The sequence below is a fragment of the Bacillus sonorensis NBRC 101234 = KCTC 13918 genome (assembly GCF_001592005.1).
Taxonomy (GTDB): domain Bacteria; phylum Bacillota; class Bacilli; order Bacillales; family Bacillaceae; genus Bacillus; species Bacillus sonorensis.
The window spans coordinates 1-22348 of the sequence record NZ_BCVZ01000032.1; the positions used below are offsets into that span (position 1 = coordinate 1).

Here is a 22348-nt window from a genome sequence, read left to right on the forward strand (position 1 = left end):
TCATTTCCGCTTCGCTCAGAAGCGACTTTATTAATATAACATTCTAGCAAAGTGAATGTCAACAACTTTTTTAAAAAATATTTAAGCAGTTGTTTTATAAAGCTGTCTTTTTAGGGACGAACATTACTATATCATCTATTTTCATTTCGCACAATAGTTTTTTTAAAAAAATAATACTCAAGTTTAATCAGGCATTCATTGAGTCTGCTTTTGTGAAGTCCCTGCCGTTCGACTTACCGCTCTTTCCTATGGTTCCATGATTTACGTATGAATTTCAGGGTGCAGAAGTAACGTTGTCGGCTGTTTTAAAGAATGGACTGTCAGAAAGATTTCCGGTAAAGCTTTGGCGAAAGATAAAACCGCAAGAAAAATTATATGTCAACAATTCATTATTAATGTTTCTCCCCGTCACTTTTTTATTTATATTATCGTGAAGCTCCATATTTATACGATGGAAAAAAGATCACCGTCAAGATGATCAACCTCAAGACAGTGATCCAGCCTCTTCTTATTGACTTGTCGCAGGGTTTTACCAACTATAAATTCAGCTCTTTTTTACATTCGCGGTCGATTGTCTGACAACGAGCTCCGGTTTGTACACGGTGGAATGTTCCAGCTGATCCGTGTTTCGCCCTTCCACTTTTGCGATCATCCATTTGGCTGCTTCAATTCCCATTTGCATCTTCGGATGGGTCACTGACGTCAGCTTCACCTCCGACGCCTGGCTTAAATGTGAATCATCATAGCCGACGATTGAAATGTCTTCAGGAACTTTCAAACCGAATTCCCTGATCACGTCAAGCACCAATAGAGCAATTTGATCATTATAGCAAAAGATGGCGGTCGGACGCTCGGAAGAAGACAGACGTTTTCTGACTTCAGAAACCGTCTTTTCTTCTTTGTTCTCTGTCGTATAGGTGACGACCATGTCCGGATAAAAAGACAGACCGTTTTCTCTAAAGGCGCGGATAAATCCTTTCATCCTGTTGACGCCCTGCATGTCATCCTGTTTAAAAAGTCCGAAGACCTTTTCATGGCCGAGCTTGATTAAATGGTCAGTCGCGATAAAACCGCCGTATTCATCATCCAAAATAAAATGGGGCGGGTTCAATTCCTGGTAGAACTGATTGATCATCAGGTAGGGGATGTGATGCTGCTCCAGCGTCAGATAGTAATTTAAATTGGGATTGAAGCTTCCAGTTTTCGTCGGTTCAACGATCAATCCGTCAATGTCTTTTTCAAGCATGTTGACAAGACACTGCTTTTCTTTTTCAATGTCATTATTCGTGCTCGCTACGATCAGTGTGTAGCCCTCCCTCGACAACGTCGATTCGATCCCTCTTATAATGTAGGGAAAAATGTAATCGGACAGGTATGTCGTGATGACGCCGATCATTTTATGTCTTTCCTTTCCTTTTTCAGAAGGCCTAAGACGGTGCGAGCAATATGTCCCGGACCCCTGTTCCCTGTACAGAAGACCTTCATGAACCAAATCGCCTATCGCCTGCCGGATTGTATGTCTGCTGACATCAAAAATCTTCATCAATTCATTTTCCGAATGAATTTTTTCTCCAGGCTTAACCTTTCCCTCATATATCCATGATTTAATTTGGTTTTTGACCATGCTGTATTTTGTATGCTCGCTCATCAGATCAACCCTTTACTGCAACTTGTACGTACGAATAAATTCTATTATAAAGGAAAAGCCGATCACATTGCTACATATTGGAGAAATTAAGCAAAAAATTTTGAAAAATAAGCTTGTCGTCCGTTTTATTTTTTAGTATAGTAGAATATAACTAAATAACATTGATGACCACAAGGGGAGCCTTCAGGCTGAGAGTGAACGAATCGTTCTGACCCTTTGAACCTGTTAGTTAACGCTGGCGTAGGGATGTGGCAAAGTCATACTTATTGCATCCAAAGCAGTGCGTGGAAACTTTCCTACTCCTTCCCCGCATTGCTTTTTTATTGGGAAAGAAGTCCAGTATCCCTTTGTTCATCAAAAGTGAGGGTTACCATGAATCAATCAAAACAACTTGTCCAGCTGATTGAAATTGCAATCATGACAGGAATCGCGATCATATTGGACTTGGCTTCAGGCATGTTTTTAAAAATGCCGCAGGGCGGCTCAATCGCCGTCATGATGATACCGATCTTTTTGATTTCTTTCAGATGGGGGCTGAAGGCCGGGCTTACTACCGGATTTTTGGCCGGATTACTCCAGTTTGTCACCGGGGGCCTTTACGTGGTTCACCCCATTCAATTTCTTCTCGATTATTTTGTCGCACCAACGGCCGCCGGAATCGGAGGTTTATTCGCCGGACCGATCAGACATGCATCAGCGGCTGAAAAAAAAGGAAAGCTTGTGTCATACGTTACGCTCGCCGTCCTTCTTGGAAGCGGGTTGAAGTATTTCGCCCATGTTATCAGCGGCGCGGTCTTTTTCGCAAATTATGCGCCTAAAGGAACGCCGGTTTGGATTTATACTTTAACGTATAATGGCACATATATGCTTCCATCCTTCATCATTTGCACAATCGTGCTGTGCCTGTTGCTGCTGACGGCGCCAAGGCTTCTGGGGCAGGGCGTCAATACAAGATAAAAAAACAGCGGACACCTTTTTAGGTTCCGCTGTTTTTACGTTTTTATTAAATCGGCAACCAATACATAACGCTCAGGGGCAGAACCGATGAAGTCAAAGGGATAGCATGTGGAAACAGTCAGTGTGGCTCTCGGCTTTGGAACGATGACGGTCCTGTCATCCGCATCCACGATCCGCACCTTTTTCACTCGATATGTAAAAGTTCCATAGGAAGCTTTTACAATGAGCTTATCCCCCTTGCCGACTTCGCCGAGCTTCCTAAAAACGGTGTCGCGATGTCCTGATAAAACCGAGTTGTCATCTTCGCCAGGCAGCACGGATCCGGCAAAATGGCCGACTCCTTTTTGCAGCTCATCTTCGTCTGTTCCATGGTAAATCGGAATCCTTGCATTGATTTTCGGAATGACCAGGTCGCCGATTTTTTCACCGCTTTCAAATGTCCGCTCAATCGCTGTTTTTTGCTTTTTTTCAGCATGAACAGCCGGCTTTTCTTCTTTCAGCTGCTGAGATGAAGCAAGGGCGCGGCCCTGTAAAAGCTTAGACACATTGACTGCTGCGACATACAGTCCTCCCGTGATCATCGCAATGGCAAAAAGCCATACAATCCTTTTTTTAAGAGACGCTTTCATATCCATTCACCTCTTCTCAAAAACGCCCATTCCAAATCGGTTTAGAATGGGCAGTTTCTTTGCTTATGCCGTTTTGCGAACCCTTCTAAGCAGAAAAAATCCGCCAAGCATCAGCGCAAAGCCAAAAATGGACCATTCGGCATAGTGACCGGCGGTTTTTGGAAGCTTAGCCCCTTTCACCGTCTTTTTCACACGATGCGTTTTTGCCTCGTGTGTAACGGCGTTTTTGGTCTGCTTCACTTTTGTTCCGGTTTGGTGAAGCAAATCTGATCCAATCATGTCAGGCGTAAACAAAGCGTCCAGTACGAAATTTCCTGCAAGATCGTACACTTCAACAAGAAGACTTGCCCCTTTCAGCTCATCCGCGCTGACAAGCGTCGGCAAAGATACTTCTTTTTTCTTTCCGTCTTTGACAAGATAATATTTCGTTTTTACCTCAAGCGTTTGCTGAAGATCATGTAATATAGAAAGGATTTGGGCGATATCTTTTGGTTTCAGCTCTTTTACCGTCTCAAAATCGGCAACTGCTTCAAGCCGCTCTCCGATCTCCATCAACTCAAATTCAAGATTCGGATTTTTTTCACGGACTTTGCGAAGGTGTGCTGTAAGCGCCTCCCATTCCTGATCATCTATGCCAAGCTCCTGAAACGGATTTTTGATTTCCACGCTTCCTTCATCATATGTAATTGAAAAAAGCGCATCATCCAATTCATATTCGAACATGAAAACATCGAGGATGTTTTGTCCATTTTCCATATAGCCATTGTCAACGAGAAGAGCGACCGCTTCTTTTTCACTTAAGCCGTAGCTTTTTAAATACGAAGCAAGCCGTTTTTGATTGAGTCTCTCTCCTAAAAAATCCCTCAACTCTTCAGTTGACTCAAAATCTTTCAGACTTTCATCATATGTATCTTGTAAATAGGCATCCAATTCTTTTTCTGTCATTCCTATTTCCTGAAGATACCCGCTCAGCTCAGATTGTTTCGGAGCTGCGAAAGCCTCTGCTGCCGGCACTAATAAGAACGCGCAGATCAACAGCGGCATCATCCTTTTCTTCATGATCAATGACCCCCTAAATTTATGTTTCCTTTTGATTATAGTGGAAATAATAAAAAAAACATGTATTGTATTCAACATCGTTTTCGTCTATAATATTTCGTTCTTTTAAAAAGGGGCATAATCTTCGTTTTCATTGAATGTAATATAGTAAAGCGAATAGAGGAGGTATACTTTTGAATCCTTACTATTTGATGCTCGTATGCTACGTTCTTTCCATCATTCATTTTTTAATCGGTTACAGGGAAGCCCTGAAAATCAGCGAAGCTGACGGGCTTGTCAATGGAACCGTTATGATCTCCTGTATTCCGTTGGCCGTTGTCTTTGCCTTCTTCTCTCATTTTTTTTGGGAAATGACGGTTTAGCTTTAAAGCAAGGCGTGCATTTCAAATTTACAAGAAACCATGATCTGGTCTAAATGGATCATTGCGTTTTCTCCGCCTGGACAATGTAAAAAGGATGAGCACTTGGCTTTATTCACAGATTCCGGCAGTATATGCTATGATAAATAGAACTTCAATTTACAAAAAATTCACAAAGATTGGAGGGGAGAGAATGGGCAAAGCCGTGGCTTCACAGGAAGTCGCCAACATGCTGAACGATTGGTACATATTGATGAAAAAACGAGACATTTCACGCTCTATTGAAATGAAAGACGACATAGATAAAGCGATTGAAGTAATGGAGGAAGATCAGGACGTTCTGCTCTATTATCAAATGCTCGATTTTCGTTTGAGGCTCCTTCTTGAAGATATCAGCCAATCCGCTACTGAAAAGCTGGAAGCCATCGAGTTTCACGATAATGATCCAAAAAGCACGGATGACAAGCTGAACTATTATTTTTACCTGTTTAAAGGGATTTATGAAGACTATAAACAAAATCACACAGAAGCGCTCAATTTTTTCAGAATAGCGGAAAAAAGACTCGGAGCGATTCACAGTGAAATCGAAAAAGCCGAATTCCACTATAAAATCGGCGTGCTGTACTATAATTTAAAAGCGACTTGGCTTTCAATCCATCATATCAATATTGCGTCAGGAATTTTCCAAGGATATGACGGTTATGCAAAACGGGTCATCAACTGCAAGATGCTGATCGGGCTTAATTATATCGACCAATTTAAATTTTCCGAAAGCGAAGCTTTATTAAATGAAGCAATTCAAAAAACCGAACAAATCGGTGATCTTTATCTTCTGCCTTATACCTACTATAATATGGGCTTTTTAAAAAGCAAGGAAGATAAACATGAAGAAGCGCTGAAATATTACAATAAAGCTTTTGCCATCCATGATTTTGAATCGAAGGCACAGTACGCATACCTTCTTTGTGTGTATGAAACCGTTAGATCGCTCCTCAAAACCGATTCACAGGAAAAAGCTTTTCAATGGATGGATATAGGTTTTAAAAAATGCCGGGAAATGAACAGCAAAATATTCGACCTGAAATTCAAAATTTTACATACATTATACTCAAGCGATCAGAATAAAATGGAAATGATCAAAGATTTTGTTCACGAATTAGAAACAGAAAAAGCATGGGTCGATCTAGAGGAATTGCTTATGGATGTGGCGAATTATTACAAAGAAAAGAAGTTATACGAAGAAGCCATATACTTCTACATTAAAACAGATAAGGCGAGCAAACTCGCCGGAAGAGGAGGAGAATAGATGAAAAAGTTTTTATTGGCGGCCTTTGTACTAGGCGCAATATTCAGCTATTCATTTGCCGACCATACATCTGAAGCGGTCTCTAAAAGCGAGCAAATACTTCTGGCCTCCCGCGGGGCAGGCGGATAAATACCTCGTCAAAATCCCTATTCAGTCTACAGCTGAATGGGGATTTTGTGCTTAGAGCATGTCTGTTATTCCACTTGTTAAGGAGAGATTCATATGAAAAAGAAAGTGCTTTTAACAGGTTTTGATCCTTTTGGAGGGGAATCCGTCAATCCCGCGTGGGAAGCCGTTAAAAAGCTGGATGGTGAAAACATTGAAGATATTTCAATTGCCGCTGAAAAAATCCCGACTGTTTTCCATACATCCGCTGATGTGTTGAAAGAAGCGGTTCAGAAACACCGCCCCGACATTATCATTTGTACGGGACAAGCCGGCGGACGTCCGCACATCACACCTGAACGCGTGGCGATTAATATTGACGATGCCCGCATCGCTGATAATGAAGGCCGGATACCCATAGATCAAGAAATTGTCCAAAACGGACCTGCCGCTTATTGGTCGACCCTGCCGATCAAACGCATTGTGAAAAGCTTGAGAAATAGCGGGATACCGGCATCTGTCTCAAATTCAGCGGGCACTTTTGTCTGCAATCATTTATTTTATCGGTTGATGCATCTTTTAAACCATTCATCATCACAAATGCGGGGAGGATTTATCCATATCCCGTATCTTCCTGAACAAACGGTCGATAAAAAAGAACCGAGCCTCAGTCTTGAAATGATTGTAGAAGGATTGCGCATCGCCGCAGTGACGGCAGCCAGCCATGAAACAGACATTCGCGAACCCGGCGGCTCGCTTGATTGACCCTTCCTCAAACAACGGAGGCTTGGCGTCATCAGCGGCAAGCCTGCCTCCCTCTCCATCCTCCGCCTAAATATTTCATGAATCCCCCTGTGTTTTTCTTCAAAAAAAGCAAACACTAACACCAAACATGAATCAAAGGGTGAGTTAGATGGAGAAAACATATGCCGTTTTCGGACTCGGACAATTCGGGGGCAGTCTTGTCAAAGCATTCTATAAAAAAGGAACAGAAGTCATCGGTGTGGATAAATCAGAAGAGAAAGTCAATGAATATTCACCGTATGCGACATACACCGTCTGCGCAAATGCCGTTGATGAAAATACATTGAAACAGATCGGCATCCGCAATATTGACCATGCATTCGTCTCATTCGGAGACGACATCGAAGCCAGTATTTTAACCTCGCTTTTATTAATCGAAATCGGTGTGCCTCAAGTTTGGTCAAAAGCACAGAATGATTATCATCAAAAAGTCCTTAAAAAAATCGGCGTCAACAGAATCATCCAGCCTGAAAAGGATATGGCGAACCGGATTGCAGGCCATATTACATCCGAAAAAATGATTGACTATGTCGAACTGTCGCCAAACTACGGCATTGTTGAAATTGTCGCGACAAAAAAGCTTGACGGCAGAAGCCTGGGGGAAATCGACGTTCGCGCAAATTACGGGTGCAATATTGTCGGAATTAAACGCGGCGGACAATTCATCGTTGCGCCCAGCGCCGAGGATATCATTTACGAAAACGATATTTTAATTGTAATCGGACAAACGAGAGATATTGAAACGTTTGAAAAAAAGGGAGATTAGACATGAAATTCAAATCTGTTCAGGCAAGTCCGTCTCAATTACTTGTACTCGTTTTCTTATTTTTTATCCTTCTGGGGACTCTGCTGTTAAAGCTACCGCTCGCAACGCATGTCCCGATGAGCTGGATTGATACGCTGTTCACCGCAGCCTCCGCCATGACTGTGACTGGATTGGCCGTTGTTGATACAGGCAGGGATTTCACATTATTCGGTCAGCTGATGATTCTGATCCTGATCCAGATCGGAGGGCTTGGAATCATGTCTTTTGCGGTACTTATCTTTATTATGCTCGGAAAAAAGATCGGCCTCAAAGAGCGGCTGCTGATTCAGCAATCGCTAAATCAGACTTCTATAGGCGGAATCATTAAATTGATACGCAGTTTGTTTTTTTACTCTTTTTCAATTGAAATCTTGGCGATGGCGATATTGGCTTTTCAATGGGTTCCCGAATACGGCTGGAATCGCGGTATGTTTTACAGTCTTTTCCACTCTGTGTCAGCCTTTAATAATGCCGGTTTTTCAATTTGGCCGGACAGCCTCATGCGCTATGAAGGAAATCCCCTGGTCAATATCGTCATCACCCTTTTGTTTATCACGGGAGGGATAGGATTTACCGTATTATCTGACATATGGCATAAACGCAATTTTAAACAATTGAGCCTTCATTCAAAACTCATGATTTGGGGAACGTTCATCATCAATATCATGGCGATGATCATCGTTTTCTCCCTTGAATATCAAAATCAAAAGACGCTTGGAACACTTCCTCTGGATGAAAAGCTTTGGGGCTCCTATTTTCAGGCGGTTACACCGAGAACGGCGGGATTTAACACCTTGGACATCGGCAGCCTGCACGAAAGCACGCTGACTCTAATGCTGCTGCTCATGTTTGTCGGAGCAGGAAGCGCCTCGACCGGAGGCGGGATCAAGCTTACCACATTTATCGTCATTCTTCTGTCGGCGGCGTCTTTCCTAAAAGGAAAAAACCGAATATCTATCGCCAGAAAGACGATTAAAGACAAAGCGGTCATTCGTTCGCTGGCCATTTCGACCATTAGCATATTGTTCATTTTATCAGCCGTTTTTATTTTAAATATTACAGAACCAAAGCCATTTTTGCACATTTTGTTTGAGATTGTCTCAGCCTTTGGAACGGTGGGGCTGTCGATGGGAATCACGGCGGAGCTCTCGCCTGTGGGAAAACTGTTGATTGCTTTTATTATGTTTTTAGGCAAGCTTGGTCCGTTAACATTGGCATTTTCACTGGCAAGGCCTGAACAGGAGAACATCCGCTATTCAAGTGAAGACATTCTGACAGGCTAAAATGGATTCTCCGCAGACACCGCTGAAAACGTCGCCTTCAAACACCCCTTCTTTTGTTAATTTTTGGTTATTACCGGCTTTTCAGATAATAAAGTGAATATAGGAGGGGATATGATGAGCGTTTTTAATGAAGCAAGAAAAGAAACATGGAGCGAGATACAAGGTCTTTCAGATGATGTAATCAACACGAAACCGGGAAAAGATGAGTGGAGTATTCAAGAGGTGCTAGATCACCTCAAAAAAATTGACCTGAAAACAGCTCAGTTGTTTAAGGAAAACATCCGAAGCGCGCCTTTGAAAGCCATTCAAGCAAAACCGGTGGAGGCCTCTGAAAACCGGTATGACAAACGAAAAGCTCCTGATTTCTTAGAACCTGAAAGAAAAACCAAAGATTGTTTAACGATTAAAACGGAACTCGATCATGCCAGACAACAGCTGACTTCAATCATTGCCTCATTTCATAAAGCAGATTTTCAAAGGGTGCTCCCGCATCCTATTTTTCTGGAACTTACGGTCGAGCAGTGGATCGACTTTATCGGCCATCATGAAAAACGGCATATTAAACAGATTCAGGACATCAAAAGGAAATTATCATCTTGAATATTCAGGGAGGCCCTTTCAGGCCCCCCTTCTATTACGCGAATGATCTCGCATCTTTTATGACGTTAGGAGAGTATGACCAAACATCGACCCGGTCGCCTTGGCAAATCAGCCCGGGCCGTTCGACGACACAGACGATGCCTCTTCTGCCCATCGCTTGGCGGACAAAACGGGAAGCGAGCTTAGGCTTGTCCGGAAACTGTTTTTGAATGACCTCTCCAGGCTGAACGCACGGCTCATTTTCTCCTTCACACAAAAGGGCGGCACCGCTTGGAAAAACCAATCTGCTTCCTTCTCTTAATCGCGTCAAATGCGGAAGCCCGCTCAATGAGATATTGGCACCAAGCCATTCCGGAAGCACGGCAGGGATGTTTAGCTTTTCTGCGATCACCAGACATTCTTCAACCGACACGATCGAAATCTGCCGCCTATTAAAAATTTCTGTGCCTCTCTTATACATCGGTTCGCGGGCTCCGGCCGCCTTTGTTAGGCCGAAATGCAGGTCACCCGGAATTCCTCCGTAATCGATAGAGATTTCTTCTCTTTTCTTTGTCACAAATGATGCTGTATCAGCTATGTATATGTTCTCTGTCGCCGCCGTCCGTCTTTCCCACATTCCACCCATCTCCTTTTTTCGAATATAAGAATGATTTTACAATGCTTCCTTTTTTTCTTCAAATCGGAAAAAACCCGCTGTAGCTTAGGCACAAGCGGGTTTTGGCGCTTCATTATACAGTTTTCGGCGTTAATTGAAAGCAGCGTTTGTAAATCCAATTGTAGGCTTTTTCGTTTAGATCTCTTGGATTTCCGACTGTTTGCGGATCTTTCATCGCCTCTTTTGCCAGGCGTTCAATCATGTCAGGCGACACGCCCTGCTCTTCTAAGCTGGGAATCTCTAAATCTTCTACAAGCTGATACATCCAGTTCACGGAAGCTTTCGCCGCTTCTTCCGTCGTCATGCCGCTTGTATCAATGCCAAATGCTTTTGCGATCCGCGCAAATTTTTCAGGGTAGCCTTTCCAGTTGTATTCCATTACAGGCCCCATCATTGCGGCAACACATTGGCCATGCGCGACCGGGATGATCCCGCCGAGCGTCTGACTCATCGCGTGGGCAGCGCCAGCTGACTCACTTCCGTAGGAAAGGCCTGCAAGCATGGCTGCCTGAGCCATTCCGTATCTTGCTTCAAGATCTTCCCCGTCTGCAAACGCCCTGCGGATATAATGAGCGGCATATTCAATCGCAAGCAGAGCGACCGCGTCAGTGATCGGCTGCGCAAATTTCATCGTATAGCATTCAATCGCATGCGCCAAAGCGTCAACTCCTGTCATTGCCGTTACATGTGGAGGCATTGAGACGTGCAATTCAGGGTCGATGATTGTTAAATGGGCCGCGATCAATGGTCCGCCCGTATTGAATTTAAATTCACGCTCCTCATCGGTGATCACCGCCCATTGTGTGACCTCTGAACCGGTACCCGCGGTTGTCGGAATCGTGGTGAGCGGAGGAATCCGGTTTTCAAGCGGTTTTTTTCCTTCTGCCGCTTCGTAATCAAGCACCGTTCCTTCATGAGTCGCTTCCACTCCGATCGCTTTCGCGGTATCCATTGAGCTTCCGCCGCCTACTGCCACAAGACCGTTGCAGTTTTCTTCGGCATAAAGCTTTGATCCTTCTGCTACAAGGCGTACAGGCGGATTTGGTTCAACTTTATTGAAGACGGCCACTTCGACGCCTGCCTCCTGCAAAGATTCAACAACAGGATTTGTCACACCTGCTTGATAGATGCCAGGGTCTGTGACAAGCAGCGCTTTCGTTACGCCGAGCTTTTTCACTTCTGCACCAACTTGCATGACAGCTCCGATACCGTGCTTAATGACGGTCGGAATTTCGAATGTGTGGAATTTATTCATTGCTTCTACTTTCATATTTAACGTCATCGTGAATCTCCTCCCTCTTATGCTTTAAACCAATTGACTGCCGCAGGTTTTGTATTGCGGTACACATGCTTCACTTCCGTATATTCGTCAAAACCGAGGCGGCCGAGCTCGCGGCCGATGCCTGACTGCTTGTATCCGCCCCATGGCGCCTGAGCGAAGTAAGGATGGAAGTCATTGATCCAAACCGTGCCCATCCGCAGTTTGGAAGCAACGCGCTCCCCTTTTTCTATATCTTTTGTCCAAACGGCGCCGGCAAGGCCGTAAATGGTGTCGTTTGCAAGAGTGGCCGCTTCTTCTTCGGTGCTGAATGTTTCAACTGTTAACACAGGGCCGAATACTTCTTCCTGCACAATTCTCATATCTGATGTGCAACCGGAGAATATCGTCGGCAAATAGAAAAAGCCGTTTTGCAGTTCAGGATCGTCAGGACGCTTGCCGCCTGTTTCAAGCTTCGCGCCTTCGGCAAGACCGATTTCCACATATTTTTCAACCTTGCTCCGGTGTTCAGCAGAAATGAGCGGACCGCTCTGCGTATCCTCATGAAATCCGTTGCCAAGCTTGATGTTTTTTGTCCGTTTCACAAGCTCAGCCAGAAATTCGTCATGAATGGATTCTTCTACTAGCAGCCGCGATCCCGCAGAGCAAACTTGCCCTGCATGGAAAAACACCGCATTCAGCGCCTGATCAACAGCAACATCAAAATCGGCGTCTTTAAACACAATATTCGGATTTTTTCCGCCGAGTTCAAGAGCGATTTTCTTCACATTCGTGCTTGCCGCCTGCATGATTTTTTTTCCTGTTTCAATCCCGCCGGTGAAGGAAATCAGATCAACGTCCGTATTTCTGGCAAGCTCATCGCCAACCGTATCCCCAGGTCCGAGTACGAGGTTGGCAACACCTTTCGGAACGCCGGCTTCTTCCATTAATTTAAATATCTTGATGGTCGTAAGCGGCGTGATCTCGCTTGGCTTCACAACGATCGTGTTTCCGGCGGCCAAAGCGGGAGCGATTTTCCAGCTTGCCTGTAAAAGCGGATAATTCCACGGCGTGATTTGTCCGCAGACACCGACAGGCTCCCTGATGATTTCGCTTTTTGAATCCGGAATCGGCGAAGAAATCACCTCTCCCCCGTCCTTATCCGCAAGTCCGGCATAATATTGAAACACGTTCGCAATATCTTCCATATCGGCTTTGCTTTCTTCAAGCGTTTTACCGGTATCCAGCGATTCAAGCTCTGCCAGCTCATCATGGTCGCGTCTGATCAGCTCCGCAATCTTTAAAACAATGTTGCCGCGCTCGAGACCGGTTGTATTGGCCCACTCGCCTTCGTCAAATGCACGGCGTGCAGCGGCAATAGCCTTCACAGCGTCTTCTCTGTCTCCTTCACCGACGGTTTCAATCTGTTCCTGGTTAAAAGGATTGATAATCTTCCGTGTGCCGCCTTTTTCGGCGCTCACCCATTGCCCGTCAATGAAAAGCGTTTGACTCATAAAAGCAACCTCCCCATCACGCAAAGTTTGTTAAATAAAAATTTAACGTTTTTAACACTTTGAATTTACCATGCGCATCCAACGCTGTCAAAGGAAAATCGGCGGGCTGATTTTTTTGAATTTTATGTGATCGCACTCCCCATGCGGGTTGAGCCGTCTCCAAAAAAATTTCATTTTGACTTTTTCAATTCTTTCGTTAAGATAAAGAACATAAAGAAATTACTTAACAAACTTAACGCGGATTTCCAGACCGATCCCGATTTCTATAGGCATTGAGTCTGGATATAGATGTTTCCGCTCCTGTGAAAGGAGGAAAATGATGGAATACAACCGTGATCTGTCGGCACAGGATGCGATCGCTCAAGCAAAGGATTTAGTCATTGATTCAATCGCAGAAACGATGGATCTGTACGGGATAACCAGGAGTGCGGGTATTTTGTACGGAACCATGTACCTTTCAGATGAAATGACGCTGGACGAAATGCGGGAAGAGCTGCAGATGAGCAAGCCCAGTATGAGCACGGGCGTGAAAAAGCTTCAAGATTTAAATATCGTGAAAAAAACGTTTCATAGAGGAAGAAGAAAGCACAGCTTTGTGGCTGAAAAAGATTTCTTCAAATTTTTCACCAGCTTTTTTCCGCAAAAGTGGGAAAGAGAAGTAAAAGTCAATCTCATGGCCATCCAAGACGCTCAAAAGGCATTGCAGAACGTGATGGAAGACGACGGGCTGGAACAAAGCGTAAAAGATGAAGCAAAAGCCATTTACGAGCAGCTCGAACATTCAAAGCCCTACTATGACTGGCTGCTAAGACTTGCAAAGTCTGTCCAAACAGGGGAAATATTCGAGTTTATTCCGATTGAAGACAAAAAATAAAAGGTTTTTAGCCGCTCTTTTGCAGGGCGGCTAAAAACCTTTTTTCATTTAAGATATAAAACTATAGGGAAGAAGTGAGATAATGAGGCAAGAGCAAGAAGAATTAAATTTTCCACAAAAGCAGGTTGAAAACCTGTTATCATTTGCTTTTTTCTTTTTTCTCTTTAATTATGCTGAAAAGCACTAAGATTATAACACCTGCACATACAATATAGAATAAAGCATCAGTTACAGGATTATTAATATTTTTAAAGAGAAATATTAATCCTATAATCACTATTGGTATTATCCAGGTGAACCACTTTATTACTTTAAGGCTTGGTTCGTTGTTTTCCATAACTACCTCCTAGTAGATATCTTTCATTTTCAAAGCATAGCATAGGATATTTTTGTTAGACACCAACCATAGTCTCAATTAGCAGATGTTTTGACCTTTGTTGGTAACTTTCCCCGGGATGCTTTTAAGGCTTCGACAGCCCATGACAATTTACCTTGTGTTGTAAACCGGTTTCTTTTTCTTTAACTGCTTTAATTGCTTCTTTTATATAAATTTTATCAAGCTAATCAGAGAAATATTTCTTTCCTTCCTTTTGATATAAAGGGATCATTCAAAAAAATTGAATCTAAAAAGTTTACACTCTAAAGAGCAATTGGGCCTTTTTTAGAGAAATATCTCTATTACCTCACCCCGACATTACCACTTATATATATTTTTTTTATTATTCCTTCCTGTTTTTAAAATTTTTCATTTCAAGTTTGATTGCGTAATAAAGACATATAACCAAGGCTACTATTAAAATGATCCATAATGGCATAGCCAAGAATGGTGCGTATTCTCCTATAAGCATTAAAATGATAAACCCTATTAGTAAAAGACTTATGAACTTTAAAAAACAATCAAAATCAATCCCCCTTGATTTTATACAAATAAGGTTAACATATCCATTTTTTTAGATTAAACATATTTCCAGTAAATAGGTGTAGTCACTATTTATGCATTGACAAATGGGATGAGATCAAATTGTACAAGCAGCTACTGCCAAAAAGACATCTGTTTCCATCAAAAAAAGGCCCATACTCATTGGCAGTGCCTCCCTTTGTTTTTTAAATTAACCTCTCTGAGAGAAAATGCCTTGTCAACGATTCAGGAATACGACCAAATTTTATAAAAGGAAAATAAAAAAAGAAACCCTTGATAACCAAGGGTTTCCGAGATGGAGCATAGCGGGCTCGAACCGCTGACCTCTACACTGCCAGTGTAGTTGACATCTTCTGAACAAGTATGTTCAATTCTGACCATCCCTTTTATTTCAAGGGCTATTGAATTGTACATCTGATGACTTCTGAATGAAAATGATGATTGTTGGCAGAGTTGGACAACAATTCGCCAACAATTAAAATTTATTTCATTCACGAAGTATAAAATTTTATCCTGATGTTGCAATTATCTGTTTTTATTTAAAGTAGTAATTAAGTTACAATAATAAAAAGCCTAACAAATAGGCTTTTTATTATTGTACATATTTATGATATAGAGTTATTAACTCATCAGTGATTTCACAATTTTGACCAGGTTTATAAACTCTTTCCCATGGTCCTCCTTTTTGATGAGTTTTGTCAACTAACCTGAATGCATCTAGATCACCATATTTCTCCAACGTTTCTATAATACATTCTAACGCTGCTACTCCATATTCAGAAGTCCAAATTTTCATTAAAGAGGGTGTAAATGCTTGTTCATCTGTTCGCAACACGAAAGTCGCATCCTCTTTATAATCAATTTCCGAGCTACCATGTTTTTATACTTATGAAAAACATCTTCAACTACAGGTCCATACTTATAAGCAACTATCCGATCTTCGAATAATTTTTTCCCAGTTTTGACCAGAAATTCAGAGTAGATATAGTACAGCAACTTTTGCAATTTCAAATGTGATGTAGGGAGCGTAGCTAGTACGAATTTAGCAACATCATAAGCGGAAAGCTGTTGATCATTTGCAACAACATCTATAAAGTCGTCAATTCGATTTGTTATTATAACATCATCAAAGAACGAATCCATTCTTACTACTGAAGCCCAAGATGTATCCTCAGTAGTTAGTTTATGAATTCCAAATTGAATATGTCCACATTTTTGTTTAACTTTGGTCATAAAAGACTTAATATAATCTTTATCTAACCTGTCTTCACTTGAATAATGCCAACCGTATCTTCTCCCACCAGAGAAGTCACTTACGATTGCAATAAAATGAAAAGCCATAACTAAACACCTTCCATTTCTAATTCTATTTCTGTTGAATTTTTGTAAATTGCAGCCCATTTCTTATGTTCTTGTTTGTGCTGCTTATGCGATAAATCATTCTGTTCACGATCGCTTAAGCGCCATACTTGTATTTCCCAAGGGAAGTATTCCCAACTCTCTCCGTATAAATAAATATGATACGCTTTATAATTTCCCTTTGATGAATCCCTAAAATCAATTCGATTTTTATATAGTTGCTTTAACCTTTGACATGTCTCTTGAAAACATTCCTTATTATGGTCAAAAAATGTTGGATGTATTCTAAATCCCAAATAAATCATTCAAGCATTTGTTAAGCGGCAGTTTTCCTGCTTCATTTTTTCCAACAAGATAATATTTAAGCTTATTAATGATTGAAGTGGATTCCTTTGTTCTTGTCCTTAGAATTAAATCCGTATATTGACTTTCAAAATCAACATCAGTTGCAGTATAATAAAGCAACTTCTCTCGATAATTAGAAATCAACTGCAAAAACAAATTATCAACAGAAAAAGTGTTCCCATTGTTTACTTGAGTAACATGATTAACTTGTTTTCTTTTTAAGTTAATTAGAGCATCTTGTTTTTCAGAAGCGAACTCTTTTGAAAATTCACTATGCGCTTCATTAATTTCAACTATTAAGTTATAAAAACTATAACAAAATGACTCTACTTCACACGTACAATTAATCACTTTAATTCCCCAATGAATTAGAATATTGTTAATTTCGTTTTTTGGTTACATTTATTGTACTCTTTCTAAGTAATACCCACAATGTTTTGGCTTGAAATTCTTTATTTTTTATTGTATAATAATACATCTTGTTTTTGAGGAATTGAAAATGTACATATATTGTGTTTTTTTAAAAAGCATACTACATATTGTGTTTACCTCCTTTTTTATATAGGTGGCAAACGTATGACAAACCCCTCAAGCCCTTTATTTCACAAAAATCCCCCCAACAAAAATCTGTTTTTTTCTTAATACTATTCTATGCGTACAGCATCTTCGTTGATGTAATGAATCTTTTTGGCGATTCATATAAAAGTGTCACGGATTTAACTGTTTAATACTGTTTCTGGCCAACATTAATTTTTTTTGACCTGTGATTCTGGAAAGTTTTAAAGTGAATTTTCAAGGAGATGAACAACAAAACGAAAACCTAAAAGATCGTGGATCAATTAAATGGACAGCTATGATGCTGCCGAGTATGTCGGCCTGCTCCGAGAATTAGAAAGCAACCAGACCAAAGTGAAAAGGCCGGTTCTTGACATGGCTCAAATAGAAGACATGGAAAAAGTAATATGTGAAGCAATGGAATTTAATTTAACAGTTCAGTTCTCTGTATTTAAACCGCTGCCCTTTTTAAACGGAGCAGAAATAGGAGAGACGATTGATATAGAAGGAAAAATTCATTAATATAAATCAGCTGAGCAAGCTGTTCCATGTTGTAGATTCAATTTGAGGATGTTGTCGGCGCGGAAATAAAGATAGCCCTTCTTTGTTGGGAAGGGCTTCACTTTTCAGACGGCCGATATTTTTTCCGGCCGGCTTCAAGTTCCTGTTTTAGCTGCAAGACATCGCTACGTAAAAATAGAAGAACCCCCTAATTTGGGGTTCTTGAGCTTAATTTATTTTAGCTTTCAACACTCTATAATCGCCACTTCCATACAAGCCAATAACCAGTCTTGTAGTGTATTGAAAAGGTGTGTATTTCAGGGCTGTAAATGTTCCTGTACTTCTTATCTCCCATACACTTTTATCAAGTTTATAAGGTTCAGTCTCGTGTGATTTTCCATACAGGGGGCCTGTTAAATAAACATCGTAACTATTTGATTTTATTTTTCCTTTTTCATACGTAAATGTACCGGAGACTTTATGTTGAAAACCGGTTCCTAGCAATCCATTATACTTAACATAACCAGAATAATTCTTTTTGCGTACAGCTTGAGTGTCGACTTTGTTTTCCTCTTGTTCACCAACACTTAATTCAATAGTATCACCTTGGATATTTAACTTTTTGGTGGCTAAGGCATTCGTTACTCCTTTTTCTAACTGTTTATTCACATCTTTCATTGCTTCTTCAAGAGCCTTATTGGCAATGTCTACAGAAATCTTATTGTATGTTTGATCATCTAGGGTGGAAGTATGGCTTGATGAGGTTTTCGCATTGGCTGGGAGTGATAAAAAAATTAAAGACATCACAGTAATCGGAATCAAAACAGCCAAATAAAACAATTTTTTACGTAATGATACTAAACTCATATTGCCCATCTCCTCCAAACATGATAAAGTACACTATGATAATACCATTACATTTAATGGTTTGTCTACTATAATTATAAAATAAATGGAAATAATAGGAGGGAACCCCGCTTGTCTGGAGTTATTTTTGGAATCGTATGCTTCTTTCTTGTGTTTTATTTCCTAAATTATATTGGTCAAAAGTTAATAGCCGTAAAATCACCAGTAAATCACAAAGTCATTGTTTCAATTTCTTTTTTAGAAGCTTTTATTGCTCTTTTGATGGTTTATTATAAACCACCGTTCTTATAACAACCAATTAACTTTTAGAAGAAGTCTTTTCGTTTCATGAAAAAATTAAAAGGCTGTCGAGAAAATCAACAGCCTAAGCAGGCACTATGCCTGCCTTTTTTATTTCAATAATGATTCTAGTTTTGCTTTCGTCTTCAGCCCGTAAATTCCATCAGCAGATAGACCGTTCATCATCTGGAATCGTTTGACTGCGTTCACCGTCTTCGGTCCGTAATAACCATCAATACCGTTATTTTTGGCACCCTTGTCCGGATAGTAATAGAGGGCAGCTAAAGCCTCCTGAATCTGCCGGACAGCCGACCCTTTCATCAGCGGGCTTTTTACCTTATAGATGCCAGACGGCAGCGGGTAAGATGATTTTTTGCCGTTTGAGGAAGACTTTTTCTTTTTCGCTTCAATAGCTGCAAGGCCTTTTCTGTAGCCGGTCCGTAGATTCCATCCACCGCGATACCCGCTTTCTTTTGCAGAGCTTTGACAGCTTGCACCGTTTCATTTCCGTAAGACCCATCGGCCCCGTATTTCGGCAGTGAGAAGCCAGCGGCAATCAAACGTTTCTGCAACGCCTTGACCTGGGAACCAGACGCCCCCTTTTTCAGAATGGTCCCTGTGGATTTGCTTGACTGGCTGGTGGATGATGTTGTCTTTGCCTGATTTTTATATGGATGAATTGGCATCTTATTATAGAATATGGCAAAAAGAAAAAGAATTACTCGGGGATGCGTGGGAAGGCGGAGAAAATCAATACTTTACCATAGCGGAAAAGGAAAACCATATTATTACACCACGACAACAAGCAAGTGGTCAAAGTTTTAAAAAAAATACAAATTAAAAGATATAAGGTTACACGATCTCCGGCACACTATGGTAGCATTACTTATAGAAGCAGGGGAAAACCTGAGTGCGATTCAAAAACGCGCTGGACATTCAAGTCACCAAATTACTTCTGACATATATGGGCATGTCACCGAAAAACTTGAAAATGAAACAGTCGAGTATTTTAATCAATTTAATCCTAAAAACATCGGTATCGATCACTGAAAAAAAGGTTTGCCAACAATTCGCCAACAACTCATTATTCTAGTCGAATTTTTATAAATAACAATAAAAAAAGAAACCCTTGATATACCAAGGATTTCCGAGATGGAGCATAGCGGGCTCGAACCGCTGACCTCTACACTGCCAGTGTAGCGCTCTCCCAGCTGAGCTAATGCCCCGTTTGTTTGAGACATGATTTATTATAGATGTTTTTCCGTTTAAAAGCAAGTGCTTTTTTGACTCAGCCGCCAAAAAGATTTCCTTCGAATAATCCGCGTGTTCATTATTTGCTGATGATATGATTAACACCCGCGATCACAATGTCTCTCATGATTTCTGTATAATCATTGTAATCATCGTTTTGGCTGATCAGGATGTCAAACACGTCCTTCATCTTGCCGTCTATCATCAGAGTCAATCCTTCGACTTCCTGTCCCGTTTCTCCATTTTCAAATGTTTCTCTAAGAATCGTTATTTTATCAGCCATGCTGCCAAATCTCCCTCATCATTTTTGTCATATGTCTTGCACCATATTTATGTCGCTTTCTCTATCTTATCATTGATGGTGTTTTTTTGTCTTCTTTCTTTTTGTTTTTTCTGCCATTTCGTCCGAAAAGATGCGTTTTTGATCATAAAAGAAAACACCGGCCGCCGAATCCAGCGTTTTCGTTAGGTGTATAGGGGGAACGGAATGCTGAAGCTTTGGCACCGGAGAGTGCTCTGAACTCGTTACCTTTCCTCTCTGCACAAATGAAAATACTGGCCAAATCCGGGAAATACATCCCAGTTTGTTCCAAGAGTATCGCTAGTCTCGCGCTCCTCGACCGTACCGGTCTTAAAGTCTTTCTTTTTCATCGCTATATAGCCATCTTCGCGGAAGCTCAAAATCAAACTACTTACTTCCTTATCAGTTTCATCATCATATTCCCAATACATCGCTGTTCTTAAAAAAATCTTACCATCACTGATAACTTCAAAGTCATAATTTAGATACTTACGAGTGAAATTATCATAAAAACTTACCGACACCCATTCATTTGTTACATTTACAATATATTTAGTGTTATCATCTGCAGTTAATACCGCCGTATATGGTTCATGTTTTTGATGGCGTGTGTACGCAGTACGGTCATCAAGAATGTTCCAAGGCTTCTTTTTGATATCCGACCATTCGTCACAATAATAAACTTTCATCGTCAATTATACACCTTCCCCTTAATATCCCTAATAATCATCCTGCTTTTGTTGCTTCATCAAGAATTGTTTGCGGAATTGGTTTATTTTGAAATGGTTTCTTCTAATATGTATTCACCTTTAAGTCATTAAAAGTACTTTTAGAGCCAGATGAATATTTTTTTGTAATCTATATCATTCACAAATAGATTTCCTTGTCTCATTTAAAAATCCGCATTTGTTTGCTCACTGGCCGATGTCCCTGTTTGTTACCACTTAGCTCTGTTATTTGCGTGTGATGGTATTGCAAATTTAATTGTAAAGATGTTTAAAGCTTAAAAAACCTTGAAAAGCTTATGCCATCAAGGTATGAAACTTCATCCAATTACTTGCAAATGTCTAAATTATCTACAAAGACAGCATCCCCTAGAGTAAACCTTCGATTAAACGGTTCTAGATCGGGTACATCTTTCCACTCAAAAACTGTATCATAATAATCATATAGGTAGCTTAACTCTTTAAAATTATTTTTAGCAAAAAACTCTCTAACGAGCTTTTCAATTTTCATAATCTCCAGTGTTTCTGCAGAACCATTTAAATCAAGTTTGTTGTCACATAACAATCTATGACTAATCCTATAACTCAAGTCCATAATATAAACTGGAATTATTTTTGAAACCTTTATAATTACTTGTTGGGATATTATAAAGCCCTCATTTCCAATTATATCTTTTAAATCTATAAAGATTTCATAAGAAGGGGAAACTTTATTTTGAATTTTTATTTCTTTTACCAATTCAATATTTGCTAACTCCTCTGGAACTAATGTATCCTCCTTCTTACAAATATCTAGAAACCAATCATCAAGTTCTCTAGATATGTAAAGCTTATAAAAAAGTGTACTGTATTCAGGATATTCCTCAATAAACTTCTTACCGTGGTACAAAATTAATCAACCTCCGTGAAATCTTATAGAAGAGTTCCCTTGCTTTGTATTAAAACCTAAAACTGAATCGCACTCACCAAGATACCGAGTTCTTCTTCTATTCCCATTTTTTTAATCTACCATGTCGTTGATCCCACCGCCAATAATTACCTTCCTTATCTATCCATGATTTTTTAACCCTTTGCTAATCTTCACACCTCTCTTTTATTCATCCGATTCGTAGACTCAATTAGGTTATCCAATTGTTGGATTACCTATAATCTTATTTCTTTCATTCATTACAGAAATATAATGATTGTCCTCTCAGTTCTTCTATCATAATTCTTTCGTGAGTAATTTCCTCATGTCCTTTTGAGATATTTAAAAATAGGCATATCTTAATACTTATTTTCTCTTCCCTGCCTCCAATGTCCTTCTCAACCTTATAAATAGAGTCCTGAATCTCCGCTTTCGAAGCCTTGTTGACGCTGTTGACGTGTCGTTAGAATCGGTGTCTTTGTA

25 protein-coding genes, 1 tRNA gene, 2 pseudogenes and 1 riboswitch are annotated in these 22348 nt (G+C 40.6%); of the genes and pseudogenes, 11 read left to right on the forward strand and 17 right to left on the reverse strand.

The annotated features are described in order from the left end of the window. Positions 1 to 544: 544 nt before the first annotated feature. Entirely contained in the window at positions 545 to 1648 is a 1104-nt protein-coding gene (locus tag BTR1S_RS20620) for a GntR family transcriptional regulator (RefSeq protein ID WP_029419243.1), read from the reverse strand. A 163-nt stretch (positions 1649 to 1811) separates the two neighbouring features. Next, a riboswitch (TPP riboswitch) is annotated at positions 1812 to 1912 on the forward strand. Between the two features lie 108 nt (positions 1913 to 2020). Between BTR1S_RS20620 and thiT the strand changes: the two genes are divergently transcribed. Next, positions 2021 to 2605, forward strand: a complete 585-nt coding sequence (gene thiT / locus BTR1S_RS20625) for an energy-coupled thiamine transporter ThiT (RefSeq protein ID WP_029419242.1) — start codon at positions 2021 to 2023, stop codon at positions 2603 to 2605. Positions 2606 to 2640: 35 nt separating this feature from the next. Here the strand turns inward: thiT and srtD are convergent, their stop codons facing one another. Continuing rightward, on the reverse strand, positions 2641 to 3186 hold the full coding sequence (srtD, locus tag BTR1S_RS20630; protein ID WP_029419241.1) for a class D sortase, LPxTATN-specific: 546 nt from the start codon (positions 3184 to 3186) through the stop codon (positions 2641 to 2643). Between the two features lie 111 nt (positions 3187 to 3297). Beyond that, entirely contained in the window at positions 3298 to 4293 is a 996-nt protein-coding gene (locus BTR1S_RS20635) for a processed acidic surface protein (protein WP_029419240.1), read from the reverse strand. A 173-nt stretch (positions 4294 to 4466) separates the two neighbouring features. On the opposite strand from BTR1S_RS20635, the gene BTR1S_RS20640 reads away from it, so the two are divergent. The 7 genes from BTR1S_RS20640 (at position 4467) to BTR1S_RS20665 (ending at position 9555) form a co-directional block, all read left to right on the forward strand. Then, on the forward strand, positions 4467 to 4655 hold the full coding sequence (locus BTR1S_RS20640; protein ID WP_006640640.1) for a hypothetical protein: 189 nt from the start codon (positions 4467 to 4469) through the stop codon (positions 4653 to 4655). 190 nt (positions 4656 to 4845) lie between these two features. Continuing rightward, positions 4846 to 5958 (forward strand): response regulator aspartate phosphatase, encoded by a 1113-nt coding sequence (locus tag BTR1S_RS20645; protein ID WP_006640639.1) that lies wholly within the window; start codon positions 4846 to 4848, stop codon positions 5956 to 5958. Next, positions 5959 to 6087 carry a hypothetical protein gene (locus tag BTR1S_RS23480; protein WP_255265734.1) on the forward strand — a complete coding sequence of 43 codons (129 nt, stop codon included), beginning with the start codon at positions 5959 to 5961 and terminating at the stop codon, positions 6085 to 6087. Positions 6088 to 6180: 93 nt separating this feature from the next. After that, complete coding sequence (pcp, locus tag BTR1S_RS20650) at positions 6181 to 6828, forward strand: pyroglutamyl-peptidase I (RefSeq protein ID WP_029419239.1); 648 nt, start codon at positions 6181 to 6183, stop codon at positions 6826 to 6828. A 148-nt stretch (positions 6829 to 6976) separates the two neighbouring features. Further along, complete coding sequence (locus BTR1S_RS20655; RefSeq protein WP_006640636.1) at positions 6977 to 7633, forward strand: potassium channel family protein; 657 nt, start codon at positions 6977 to 6979, stop codon at positions 7631 to 7633. A 2-nt stretch (positions 7634 to 7635) separates the two neighbouring features. After that, on the forward strand, positions 7636 to 8955 hold the full coding sequence (locus tag BTR1S_RS20660) for a TrkH family potassium uptake protein (protein WP_029419238.1): 1320 nt from the start codon (positions 7636 to 7638) through the stop codon (positions 8953 to 8955). Positions 8956 to 9069: 114 nt separating this feature from the next. Then, complete coding sequence (locus tag BTR1S_RS20665; protein ID WP_006640634.1) at positions 9070 to 9555, forward strand: DinB family protein; 486 nt, start codon at positions 9070 to 9072, stop codon at positions 9553 to 9555. Between the two features lie 34 nt (positions 9556 to 9589). On the opposite strand, the gene BTR1S_RS20670 is transcribed toward BTR1S_RS20665, so the two are convergent. The 3 genes from BTR1S_RS20670 to betB form a co-directional block, all read right to left on the reverse strand. Beyond that, positions 9590 to 10171, reverse strand: coding sequence for an MOSC domain-containing protein (locus BTR1S_RS20670; RefSeq protein WP_029419237.1), 582 nt, complete (start codon positions 10169 to 10171; stop codon positions 9590 to 9592). Positions 10172 to 10283: 112 nt separating this feature from the next. After that, a complete protein-coding gene (gene gbsB / locus BTR1S_RS20675; RefSeq protein ID WP_006640632.1) occupies positions 10284 to 11492 on the reverse strand; it encodes a choline dehydrogenase in 1209 nt (402 codons plus the stop codon). Between the two features lie 17 nt (positions 11493 to 11509). Continuing rightward, a complete protein-coding gene (gene betB / locus BTR1S_RS20680) occupies positions 11510 to 12982 on the reverse strand; it encodes a betaine-aldehyde dehydrogenase (protein WP_029419236.1) in 1473 nt (490 codons plus the stop codon). 319 nt (positions 12983 to 13301) lie between these two features. On the opposite strand from betB, the gene gbsR reads away from it, so the two are divergent. Next, positions 13302 to 13856 (forward strand): transcriptional regulator GbsR, encoded by a 555-nt coding sequence (gene gbsR / locus BTR1S_RS20685; protein ID WP_006640630.1) that lies wholly within the window; start codon positions 13302 to 13304, stop codon positions 13854 to 13856. Between the two features lie 139 nt (positions 13857 to 13995). Here the strand turns inward: gbsR and BTR1S_RS20690 are convergent, their stop codons facing one another. The 5 genes from BTR1S_RS20690 to BTR1S_RS23495 all read right to left on the reverse strand — a co-directional run bounded on the left by BTR1S_RS20690 (position 13996) and on the right by BTR1S_RS23495 (position 16830). After that, positions 13996 to 14193, reverse strand: coding sequence for a hypothetical protein (locus BTR1S_RS20690; protein ID WP_006640629.1), 198 nt, complete (start codon positions 14191 to 14193; stop codon positions 13996 to 13998). Positions 14194 to 15367: 1174 nt separating this feature from the next. Beyond that, the gene (locus BTR1S_RS23485) at positions 15368 to 15610 is read right to left on the reverse strand and encodes a Panacea domain-containing protein (RefSeq protein WP_255265735.1); all 243 of its coding nucleotides are present in this window, start codon (positions 15608 to 15610) and stop codon (positions 15368 to 15370) included. Further along, positions 15571 to 16116: a Panacea domain-containing protein gene (locus tag BTR1S_RS20695; RefSeq protein ID WP_255265736.1), complete on the reverse strand. Its 546-nt coding sequence runs from the start codon at positions 16114 to 16116 to the stop codon at positions 15571 to 15573. The genes BTR1S_RS23485 and BTR1S_RS20695 overlap by 40 nt, the downstream gene beginning before the upstream one ends. 2 nt (positions 16117 to 16118) lie before the next feature. After that, positions 16119 to 16430 (reverse strand): hypothetical protein, encoded by a 312-nt coding sequence (locus tag BTR1S_RS23490; protein ID WP_236836213.1) that lies wholly within the window; start codon positions 16428 to 16430, stop codon positions 16119 to 16121. Then, on the reverse strand, positions 16420 to 16830 hold the full coding sequence (locus BTR1S_RS23495; protein WP_051397540.1) for a hypothetical protein: 411 nt from the start codon (positions 16828 to 16830) through the stop codon (positions 16420 to 16422). Before BTR1S_RS23495 ends, BTR1S_RS23490 begins: the two co-directional genes overlap by 11 nt. Before the next feature lie 492 nt (positions 16831 to 17322). On the opposite strand from BTR1S_RS23495, the gene BTR1S_RS23500 reads away from it, so the two are divergent. Further along, positions 17323 to 17556, forward strand: coding sequence for a YolD-like family protein (locus BTR1S_RS23500; protein WP_236836218.1), 234 nt, complete (start codon positions 17323 to 17325; stop codon positions 17554 to 17556). A 207-nt stretch (positions 17557 to 17763) separates the two neighbouring features. On the opposite strand, the gene BTR1S_RS23505 is transcribed toward BTR1S_RS23500, so the two are convergent. Together BTR1S_RS23505 and BTR1S_RS23670 are read right to left on the reverse strand one after the other, a co-directional pair. Then, entirely contained in the window at positions 17764 to 18402 is a 639-nt protein-coding gene (locus BTR1S_RS23505) for a hypothetical protein (protein WP_155910163.1), read from the reverse strand. 390 nt (positions 18403 to 18792) lie between these two features. After that, positions 18793 to 19334, reverse strand: a pseudogene (locus BTR1S_RS23670) (peptidoglycan-binding domain-containing protein); the annotation flags it as partial. Between BTR1S_RS23670 and BTR1S_RS23750 the strand changes: the two are divergent. Then, a pseudogene (locus tag BTR1S_RS23750) lies at positions 19331 to 19731 on the forward strand (tyrosine-type recombinase/integrase); the annotation flags it as partial. The pseudogenes BTR1S_RS23670 and BTR1S_RS23750 overlap by 4 nt on opposite strands. A 103-nt stretch (positions 19732 to 19834) precedes the next feature. On the opposite strand, the gene BTR1S_RS20745 reads toward BTR1S_RS23750, so the two are convergent. From BTR1S_RS20745 to BTR1S_RS20760, 4 genes are all read right to left on the reverse strand, one after another. Beyond that, positions 19835 to 19907: transfer RNA gene (locus BTR1S_RS20745), tRNA-Ala, on the reverse strand. A gap of 104 nt (positions 19908 to 20011) precedes the next feature. After that, positions 20012 to 20215: a hypothetical protein gene (locus BTR1S_RS20750; RefSeq protein WP_006640628.1), complete on the reverse strand. Its 204-nt coding sequence runs from the start codon at positions 20213 to 20215 to the stop codon at positions 20012 to 20014. A gap of 242 nt (positions 20216 to 20457) precedes the next feature. Then, on the reverse strand, positions 20458 to 20922 hold the full coding sequence (locus tag BTR1S_RS20755) for a hypothetical protein (protein ID WP_029419230.1): 465 nt from the start codon (positions 20920 to 20922) through the stop codon (positions 20458 to 20460). Between the two features lie 364 nt (positions 20923 to 21286). After that, positions 21287 to 21847 (reverse strand): hypothetical protein, encoded by a 561-nt coding sequence (locus BTR1S_RS20760; RefSeq protein ID WP_029419229.1) that lies wholly within the window; start codon positions 21845 to 21847, stop codon positions 21287 to 21289. Between the last annotated feature and the right edge of the window lie 501 nt (positions 21848 to 22348).

Coding starts and splice junctions, on each gene's coding strand:
- thiT (WP_029419242.1), top strand. CDS start 2,021: ATGAATCAATCAAAACAACTTGTCCAGCTGATTGAAATTGCAATCATG.
- betB (WP_029419236.1), bottom strand. CDS start 12,982: ATGAGTCAAACGCTTTTCATTGACGGGCAATGGGTGAGCGCCGAAAAA.
- BTR1S_RS20620 (WP_029419243.1), bottom strand. CDS start 1,648: ATGAGCGAGCATACAAAATACAGCATGGTCAAAAACCAAATTAAATCA.
- BTR1S_RS23480 (WP_255265734.1), top strand. CDS start 5,959: ATGAAAAAGTTTTTATTGGCGGCCTTTGTACTAGGCGCAATATTCAGC.
- BTR1S_RS20660 (WP_029419238.1), top strand. CDS start 7,636: ATGAAATTCAAATCTGTTCAGGCAAGTCCGTCTCAATTACTTGTACTC.
- BTR1S_RS20690 (WP_006640629.1), bottom strand. CDS start 14,193: ATGGAAAACAACGAACCAAGCCTTAAAGTAATAAAGTGGTTCACCTGG.
- BTR1S_RS20655 (WP_006640636.1), top strand. CDS start 6,977: ATGGAGAAAACATATGCCGTTTTCGGACTCGGACAATTCGGGGGCAGT.
- BTR1S_RS20645 (WP_006640639.1), top strand. CDS start 4,846: ATGGGCAAAGCCGTGGCTTCACAGGAAGTCGCCAACATGCTGAACGAT.
- BTR1S_RS23500 (WP_236836218.1), top strand. CDS start 17,323: ATGGACAGCTATGATGCTGCCGAGTATGTCGGCCTGCTCCGAGAATTA.
- gbsR (WP_006640630.1), top strand. CDS start 13,302: ATGGAATACAACCGTGATCTGTCGGCACAGGATGCGATCGCTCAAGCA.
- BTR1S_RS20695 (WP_255265736.1), bottom strand. CDS start 16,116: ATGGCTTTTCATTTTATTGCAATCGTAAGTGACTTCTCTGGTGGGAGA.
- gbsB (WP_006640632.1), bottom strand. CDS start 11,492: ATGACGTTAAATATGAAAGTAGAAGCAATGAATAAATTCCACACATTC.
- BTR1S_RS20670 (WP_029419237.1), bottom strand. CDS start 10,171: ATGTGGGAAAGACGGACGGCGGCGACAGAGAACATATACATAGCTGAT.
- BTR1S_RS20665 (WP_006640634.1), top strand. CDS start 9,070: ATGAGCGTTTTTAATGAAGCAAGAAAAGAAACATGGAGCGAGATACAA.
- srtD (WP_029419241.1), bottom strand. CDS start 3,186: ATGATCACGGGAGGACTGTATGTCGCAGCAGTCAATGTGTCTAAGCTT.
- BTR1S_RS23505 (WP_155910163.1), bottom strand. CDS start 18,402: ATGAGTTTAGTATCATTACGTAAAAAATTGTTTTATTTGGCTGTTTTG.
- BTR1S_RS20750 (WP_006640628.1), bottom strand. CDS start 20,215: ATGGCTGATAAAATAACGATTCTTAGAGAAACATTTGAAAATGGAGAA.
- BTR1S_RS20635 (WP_029419240.1), bottom strand. CDS start 4,293: ATGAAGAAAAGGATGATGCCGCTGTTGATCTGCGCGTTCTTATTAGTG.
- BTR1S_RS20755 (WP_029419230.1), bottom strand. CDS start 20,922: ATGAAAGTTTATTATTGTGACGAATGGTCGGATATCAAAAAGAAGCCT.
- pcp (WP_029419239.1), top strand. CDS start 6,181: ATGAAAAAGAAAGTGCTTTTAACAGGTTTTGATCCTTTTGGAGGGGAA.